General features: G+C 66.1%; 4 protein-coding genes and 1 pseudogene. 3 read left to right on the top strand and 2 right to left on the bottom strand.

Annotated features, from left to right (window positions below):
* Positions 1 to 1,574 precede the first annotated feature (1,574 nt).
* Positions 1,575 to 2,683, top strand: a pseudogene (locus ACZ3IJ_RS36070) (DEAD/DEAH box helicase family protein); the annotation flags it as partial.
* 772 nt (positions 2,684 to 3,455) lie between these two features.
* Here the strand turns inward: ACZ3IJ_RS36070 and ACZ3IJ_RS36065 are convergent.
* Together ACZ3IJ_RS36065 and ACZ3IJ_RS36060 are read right to left on the bottom strand one after the other, a co-directional pair.
* Positions 3,456 to 3,866 carry a hypothetical protein gene (locus ACZ3IJ_RS36065; protein WP_467475442.1) on the bottom strand — a complete coding sequence of 137 codons (411 nt, stop codon included), beginning with the start codon at positions 3,864 to 3,866 and terminating at the stop codon, positions 3,456 to 3,458.
* A gap of 219 nt (positions 3,867 to 4,085) precedes the next feature.
* Complete coding sequence (locus ACZ3IJ_RS36060; protein WP_467475440.1) at positions 4,086 to 4,484, bottom strand: hypothetical protein; 399 nt, start codon at positions 4,482 to 4,484, stop codon at positions 4,086 to 4,088.
* 2,265 nt (positions 4,485 to 6,749) lie between these two features.
* Between ACZ3IJ_RS36060 and ACZ3IJ_RS36055 the strand changes: the two genes are divergently transcribed.
* Positions 6,750 to 7,082: a histone-like nucleoid-structuring protein Lsr2 gene (locus ACZ3IJ_RS36055; protein ID WP_467475438.1), complete on the top strand. Its 333-nt coding sequence runs from the start codon at positions 6,750 to 6,752 to the stop codon at positions 7,080 to 7,082.
* A gap of 211 nt (positions 7,083 to 7,293) precedes the next feature.
* Positions 7,294 to 7,551, top strand: coding sequence for a helicase associated domain-containing protein (locus ACZ3IJ_RS36050; RefSeq protein WP_467475436.1), 258 nt, complete (start codon positions 7,294 to 7,296; stop codon positions 7,549 to 7,551).
* The last annotated feature ends 373 nt before the right edge of the window (positions 7,552 to 7,924 follow it).

The raw sequence follows: 7,924 nt of genomic DNA, 5'->3' as shown, positions 1-7,924 counted from the left end.
CCCGCGGAGCGGGTACCACATCGCTGCGCGATGTGCGAGCGAACCACCGTGCTGCGCACGGTGGTTGCGCTCCCCCCTCCGCGGGGAGCGCTGGCGGTCCGCTGCGCGGACCACTCACCTCCGGTGCTGCGCACCGGAGGTGACGCTTCGTTCGCTGCGCTCTCGAAGCTGCGGGGGTTCCCCCTGGTTTCGGAGCTTCCGCTGCGCTCCAGCCGGGGGCTGGCGGGTCCGCTGCGCTCCCCCGCCTCAACGGTCCTTACGGCTGCGCCTCCAGGCCCTCTTAGGCCCGCTGGCGCGGTCCTTGGCTGGCTGGAGGGTGGTGTTTGCGGGAGCTGTTTCGGAATGATGCAGAATGTAGAGTTGGTGGAAGATAGGGATACGCCTTCTGGTGAGGGCATATCCGGTCTGTCGGAGCAAGGGCAGGAATGTGGCGGCGGTGATCGCCGTGGCCATGTCTCTAGTGGGGTGTGGGGAGCTGTGGGATGGCGAGTGTCGACCTGGATGCCGAATTGCTTCGGGTCGAGGCCCTCCACCGGCTCCTCGACCGAGAGCATCATCGGCAGCAGACGAGCCGGCACCGCGGCGTCATCCGAAAGACCGGGTCTGCTGGGCAGAGCACCGGAGGTGCTGCGTCGGGCAGGGTGGGGACAGATCGCGTGGATGGCACTCAGTTGGCCGGCGGTGCCCGAACTCAGCCTCGGTCCGGAGCATGTGCGGACCGAGGTACAGGCCTGCTTCGGACTGACGCTAAGCACGAGCCGGCCCCGGGCCACACCGTGTACGTCTACGTCCGGCCCGGGGAGGACGAAAGGGCGCAGCACCTCGCGCGGCAGATCGGACACGACGTCATAGGGCCCGGGAAGCGCGGCTGGTGAGGCTCGACAAAAGAGGAGGGGCACTTCCTAGTACTTCGGAGCTACCGCCCGTTTACCACAGTCTGCGTAAGGGCAAATCAATTCCTGCTTCTCGTCCTCCACAGGAACGGAGTAATCCGGAAGCTCAATATCGCGTCCACACGAAAAACAGAAGTACACTCCGCTCAACCTCCCTACTCGCAAGCAGCAGACCCGGTTCAGGCCTCAGCAAGCCACCTTAGGCCTTCAGTCATGCCATGAACACGGTTTCCGCTAGCGCTTGCGCGGCACAAAGGTACGGTCCGCCAGTCCTGCGGAGACCTCTGGCGCATGCCCCATCCCGTGCGCTCACGGCCGGTAACGGGAAGCACAGCCCGGTTGGTGTTGACCCTCCTGTGGTGTCATCACTGCGCGTGGACGGCGCCGGGCATGAGGCCACCCACTCGAGTTTCTCGAGTGGCCCACGACGCTGGAGTGCGAGGTACCCGAGGGGGCGGAGCCCGGTGCGGTGGTGGCCCGCGGTCATGAACATGCTGGAGACGCTGTGGCGTGGAAGGTGGAAGGCTGTGGGGGCGTGTGACTTCGAGGACGAGCCGCCGGCCCCACAGGGGTCAGGGATCGCTACCCCCTGCCGTCCCTCTCGGGGAGCATGCCGCATGCAAGTACGAGCCGGTGGCGAAGCCTGCCGGTGCGAAGCGGGAAGAGGAAAAGGAAATCGGTGTGATTCAGCTCCGAGAGCACCAGGTTGACCAAAGGGCGGCTTTTCGAGAATGGGTAGGATTTCCTGCAAGATCATCTGTGCCCCCGGAGGGAGCGCGTGCGATGGGGGTGTCCGCGACTGGGTCCGGGAAGACGATCACGGCGGCCGCGAGCGCTCTGGAGTGCTTCCCGGGCGGGCGGATCCTTGTCATGGTGCCCACCTTGGACCTGATCGTGCAGAGCGCACAGTCCTGGCGCCGGGTCGGGCACCGGGCGCCGATGGTCGCGGTCTGCTCGGTGGACAAGGACGAGGTCCTGGAGCAGCTCGGAGTGCCACCACGACCAACCCGATCCAGCTCGCCCTGTGGGCGGGGTCCGGGCCGGTGGTCGTGTTCGCCACGTACGCCTCCCTCGTGGACCGTGAGGACCCCGCCGATGTCACTGGCCGTGGGACTGTTCCGGGGCCGTTGGAGGCGGCTCTGGCGGGCGGGGAGCGGTTGTACGGGCAGCGGATGGCGTCGTTTGACCTGGCCGTCCTGGACGAGGGGCACATGACCGCGGGGGACATGGGGCGGCCGTGGGCGGCGATCCATGACAACAGGCGGATCCCTGTCGACTTCCGGCTCTACCTGACCGCCACCCCGCGGATCCTGGCCGCGCCCCGGCCGCAGCGCGGGCGGGACGGGCGGGAGGTGGTGATCGCGTCGATGGAGGACGACTCCCACACGTACGGCACCCGAATTTTTGATCTTGGACTGGCGGAGGCGGTGGAACGCTCGATCCTCGCCGGTTTCGAGATCGACGTGCTGGAGATCCGCGACCCGGATCCGATCCTGGGTTTGTCGGAGGACGCGCTGCGCGGCCGGCGTATGGCTCTGCTCCAGGCCGCACTGCTGGAGCACGCGGCGCAGCAGAACCTGCACACCACCATGGTGTTCCACCAGCGAGTCGAGGAAGCCCGCGCATTCGCCGAGCAGCTGCCCGCGACCGCCGCCGAGCTGTATACGGCTGAGGCCTCCGCGGCGGCGCTGGCCGAGGCAAAGGAGCTGCCCGCCTCCTCCATCGACGCGCGGCTGTACGAGCTCGAGGACGGGCGTCACGTGCCCCCGGACCGGGTGTGGGCGGACTGGCACACACCTGCTCCCTGCCGAACCTGCCGGGCCCGGGCCTGGCGACGATGCCCGTGGCCGGGGCGCGGCTTGCCTGTCCTCGGCGACGATGCTGCACCGCGACGGACCGCTCGGCGGGCAAGCCTTGCGACGGACGGTGCAGCGAGCCGGGCTCCTGGATTCCAGCGACGACTAGAACCCCCAGGGGCCCGACCCGTACATGCCACACGAGCGCTCATCAAATGCGGCACACATCCAGCGAAAACCCCAACCATCACGCTGTCCAGTCGGCCACAGGAAAGCACGGTGGGGTGCCGGTCCTGTCGGATGGGTTGCGGTTTCCGTTCGGGCTCAGTCTCCTCCACCACGGCGGCCTGCAAAAGCTTCTCGGGAGGGAAGAGTCCCAGCGGGCGATAGCGCCCGTCGTCCGGCGTGAGGCTTGCCCGGGTCAGGTGCGCAAGCGCGGCAGCCGGCCTTCTGCTCGGAAAAGGCCTGCTCCAGCGCCCGCTGTCGGCTGCTCCTGCCGTGCGGCGCTCACCGCCTCGTGTGTGAGACACCACAGAGCAGCAGGGGCAGCCCTTGAGGGCGCCCGGGCGGCCGGAACGGCTTCCACGAGACCGCGGCGATGAACCCGCCCTGCGTTTCTCCAAGGCCACCCGCAGGAGCGGCAAACCTCTCACCGAACGACGCGGCATCACCAGCGCAACGGCATCCTGGTTGGCATCAGCCCCACACCAGTGAGAGCTTACGACGCACGCCCCATGCGCAACATACGACACCCATCGGTCGTTCGTCACTCGGGAAGGATGGCCTTCCAGTCGATGGAGTCGGCGCCTTCGACGAGCTGCAGCAGGGCGGCCGGGGCTTCTTGGGAAGTACGAGAAGGACTGAAGAGAAACTCGGTGTCTCGGGCATCGAGCCCGAGTTCGCGGCGTGCAACGGCCGATACCGGGAGTGCATCAGCAACGCCGGAAGCGGAAGTGGCATCGCTGACAGGGATGGCTACAGCTCCCTCCACCTCGTTGAGGATCGTGTGGCCGGTGAGATGCGCGGCAAAGCCGGCAACGCACAGAGTGGTACCGCAACTGAGTCCCTCATCCGCGCTCAGCCGCTCGGCCCCGTTGATGAAATGCCGCTGATCGTGATGATCGGGATGACTGGTAATCGCATCCAAAATGCGGGAAGCCAGGATGGTGTTGGGCATGGACGCTACTCCTCGCTTGTGCAGGTCAGGCAGGGCCGTGTCCTGTTTGCTGTACCAACGAGACGTTTCCCGACGGCCTGGAAGCGGCCCAGCGTCCCATAAGACTGTCAACCCGTACACATGATCGACACTGACGTTTCAGGGCGTGCCTGTGATCCGTGCCTTGTCCGCGAGCTGCTCCGGAGCCACCCACCCTGTCGGCCGAGGGGCCTTCGTGCGCTACGCCTCCGGCACACGTAGGTAGGACCGGGCGAGGCGGGTTGCCGGCTCGACAAGCGGTGCCACGCCCTCGGGGTCTCCGAGCTCTTCTGCCCGGTCCTCCAGCGAAGCCGTGGCCTCCAGCCAAGCGGCGAGCAGCACAGCAGTCTGCGGGTCCAGCGAGGCGATGTGCGACGCAGCCCCCAGGGCCCACGCGTGGGCCGCCCGCTCCGCACTGCCCGGATAGGCGAACCAGGCCACAACACTGCCGCCCACGATGCCGTCCGAGGCGACGTCCTCCGGTACAAACGCGGTGAGGACCAAGCCGCCAGCCTCGTCCTGGTCCACCATCCACCGCTCGCCCGGGAACACCGCGGCCTCGCCGGCACGCCGTCGCAGCAGGGCCGCAGCCTCGCGCAAGAGCCCATTCGTCATCACAGCCGCCGGTCGCAGAAGTGCCCGATGGCGTCACAGGCAGGTGCACGGGCGTCCGTCCTGGCCATACCTCCAGAATCCTCCCATCCAGCAGAACAGGCCATGGCCGGTCACTCCTCGTTGGCGGCGGCCAGGGCGTGCAAGGGGGGCCGCAGGCGCAGCGCGGGCAGTTCCACGCGTTCACCGATGGCTGGCCCAACAGCTCGCCCGTGGAGCGACTCCCGAACCCATCGACGTTGGTCAAGCGGCACGGCCGCGCAGCGACTCCCGTTCTTGCGTACACAGCCGCGCCCTGTCCTGCCATCGTCGCCCGGCACGTGGCCGGTGGCCTCCTCGTGGAGAGCGCGGTTACGCATGTCCTCCCTTCCGGGCGCAGAGTCCGCAGGCGCCGCTCAGCGCGCCTCACCACGGCCGCCCCGCAGCCAAGCAGCCGAGGGGAAGTTCTCCAGGGCACGACGCAGTCGAGTCCACGGGCTCGCCGGATCCGCCTCACCATTCAGAACCAGCCGACGAAGCGCGTTCACGTGCGCCGTACCTCGCGGTATACGAGGTACGGATCAGCGCCGACGCCGCCTACGCGCCCAGCGGCGCGTCGTCCGTCGCCAGGTTCGGGGTCCAGTCCGTTCTGGGCTCGTGTCCGTCGTCAGTGCTCTCAAGGCGGTTCCCTCACTGCGGTGCTTCGTGCGCGTGCGCGCTCTATCGGGTGACGCAGGCCGCTGTCAGCTGTATGCCGAAATGGGTCAGCTGGGTGTCGAAGCCCTGGGATAGCTGGGACCTGGGCATGCTCCGGACATATCCGGCGATCATGCTCCATACCAGTCCGGCGAACGCGCCGACGCCCAGGCGGGCGATCAGGGCAAACCAGAGGGAGGGAGCCAGCGCTGTGACCGTGTTTGTGAGGTGAAATCCCGCGAGTGCGGTGAGCAGCAGGGGTTTGCGGCGGGCGCCGCGTGTTTGGCGATCGCGGACGGGATCGCAGCGAGTACGGTCCCCAGGGCGTAGACGCTGACCAACTGTCCTGCCGTCCCCTGGGAGATGGTGAAGCCGGAGTACAGGGAGGGAAGCAGGCCGACGGGGAGTGTCTCGGTCACCACCACGATGAAGGTAGTGCTTGCCATGGCCAACAGCGCACCCTAGGGCAACCGTGCCGAGTGCGGCGCGACCGGCGCAAAACGAAAGCCCCATAGCGAAACACGTTCAAGCCAGGTATCCATTCGAACGTCGCTGTTGCCAGCGGTACAGCACTCCCCGGTCAAGCATTATGCAGCGAGGACCGCGCACAGTAGCGGGCACGTAGGGCGTGGTCAGCCCCACCGAGTCCGAGGCAGCACATTGCGCTGACACCCAACCTGTGGTCGCCGACTGATCACCGGCCGGAAAGTCGGAACGGTTCATGGTTACCCCACCTGCGCGAGCCGCGCGCCGAGCCGCATCTGCTCTGAGTCGGGTAAGCAGGGCGCCAACGTCGAGCGGTGCTGGCGGTCCGGATGTCGGACCGATCAGGGCACCGAGATCATCCTGCGGCGGCCCTTGGGCTCACCATGGCGTCTACGGACTGCGCGGATGCCTTGAGGTCGCGGAACTCGGCGAGCAAGACATACCCCGCCCGAGCATCAGCAGGAGAATGGGTGAACACCCCAGCAGCTGTCGGCACCGTACTCTCGCCCCTCTGGCCAACCCACAGTCCGCAGCATCCAGGGAGAGAAGAATAGGACTTCGCAAAGGTCCTGCTGATCTTATGATGTCTGGGTTCAGTTTCTGTGGAGGATCCGCTGGGTCGGAGATCGGGTTTCGCCCGACCGTTAGCCGACACGTTTGATGCTTGACGCGGGTGACCTGTCCTTCGACTTGTCCCGAACTCCAGGTTGAGGAGAGGCCGGCGGCGACGGTGTCCCGGTCATGGAGGAGGCCGCAGGCGAACTGCTGCAAGGATGGCGGATCGCCGTTGTCGACCCGCCCTTCAGCGTGACCCGTTCGGCCGTCCCACAAGCGGCGCGACCTCGACGCGCCTTTTCGCAGTCCGCCGGTCAGCCCGGCCCCTTTGGTCGCTCGCGGAGATACTCAGACGCTTCGTGCAGGGCGTGGAAAGGGTGTAGATCCACCCAACAAGCGACCTCCAATACGGTACAATTCTAGATAATCGCGACTCGACGTGAAGGACCAGGCAGCGTAGCATCAAGAGGCATTCCTGTTTGACAGGAACCCGATATTGCTAGATTCATCCCTCTGCCTTTGGTGTATCATCCGGATATGGCACAGAAGCATGTAACGATTTTCATCGACGATCTCACAGGCGAAGAGACCTCCGAGGGCAGCACACACACTTTCACCCTCAACGGCGTCGGCTACGAGATTGATCTGTCACCGGACAGCTACGATCAGATGCTCGACGCGTTCGGCCCCTACTTGAAGGCCGGCCGAAAGACCGCGCGCAATAAGCGCACGTCGAGGACAGCCCAACCGGCGGCCAGCGGACCTTCTACCTCCGAGATCCGAGAGTGGGCCAAGGCGAACGGCTACAACGTGAACGAGCGTGGCCGCATCTCCTCTGAAATTCGCAACGCGTACGCATCGGCGCACTAGGTTCACCTCCAAAAGGATCTTGCCTAGAGCAGGAATGCGGCCAGGCTGACCGCTGCTTCGCAGGAGGCGGCGGTCTTGTCGTATCTGGTGGCGATGCCGTGGAAGTCTTTGAGGTGGATGAAGCAGTGGTTCGACGGTATTGCATCAGCGGTAGATTTCAACGGTCGAAGTCGGCAAAGACCCCGAACGCGCTCGCTGACGCGCGCAGCAGTTGACGGCGATCGCCGACTGGAGCTACCCATGGCCCCTCGACTGGCAACGCCACTACAAGGTCCTCGCCGACATCGCCCACACCGAACCCCGCAGAGTGCTGCCCAATATCCAACCTGGCGTGCTCATGGACGGCGACGACATCGGACGATGGCTCCAGCAACAGCGCAAGCCGGGCACCTGGAAGCTGCTGTCCACCGAGCAACAGGAGCGGCTCACCACGCTCGGCATCAAGCCCACAGCAGCCATTTCAACCTGACATCCCCCGCGCAATGGGTCGCACAAGAAGGCCCCCCACCGGGGCGTACCCCGCGGCGCCGTCGTCGAGATCACGGCAAGACCGAGCCGGTACCGGTACGGATGGGCGTATGGATCTCCAACACCCGCGCCAGGCGGGACAAACTCACCGCGGAGCAGCTCGACGCGCTACATGAGCTGGGTGTGCTGTGGGCATGACGCTGGCCACCCGTCTGAACTGGCCCGACACACAGGCACGGAAGCACAGGCACGGAAGCACAGGGTCGGGAATTCGCGCCGTATGACCGTGTCCTATGTGGTGAGGCGGAGAAGTCGCTTGTAGCAGCAGAGGGCTGCGGTGAGGCCGAGGAAGGCCAGGTAGTTGCGGGGATGAC

Source organism: Streptomyces sp. NPDC013317 (genome assembly GCF_055563155.1).
Note: the sequence above shows the minus strand (reverse complement) of the source record. Positions and strands in the feature narration are given on the sequence as shown.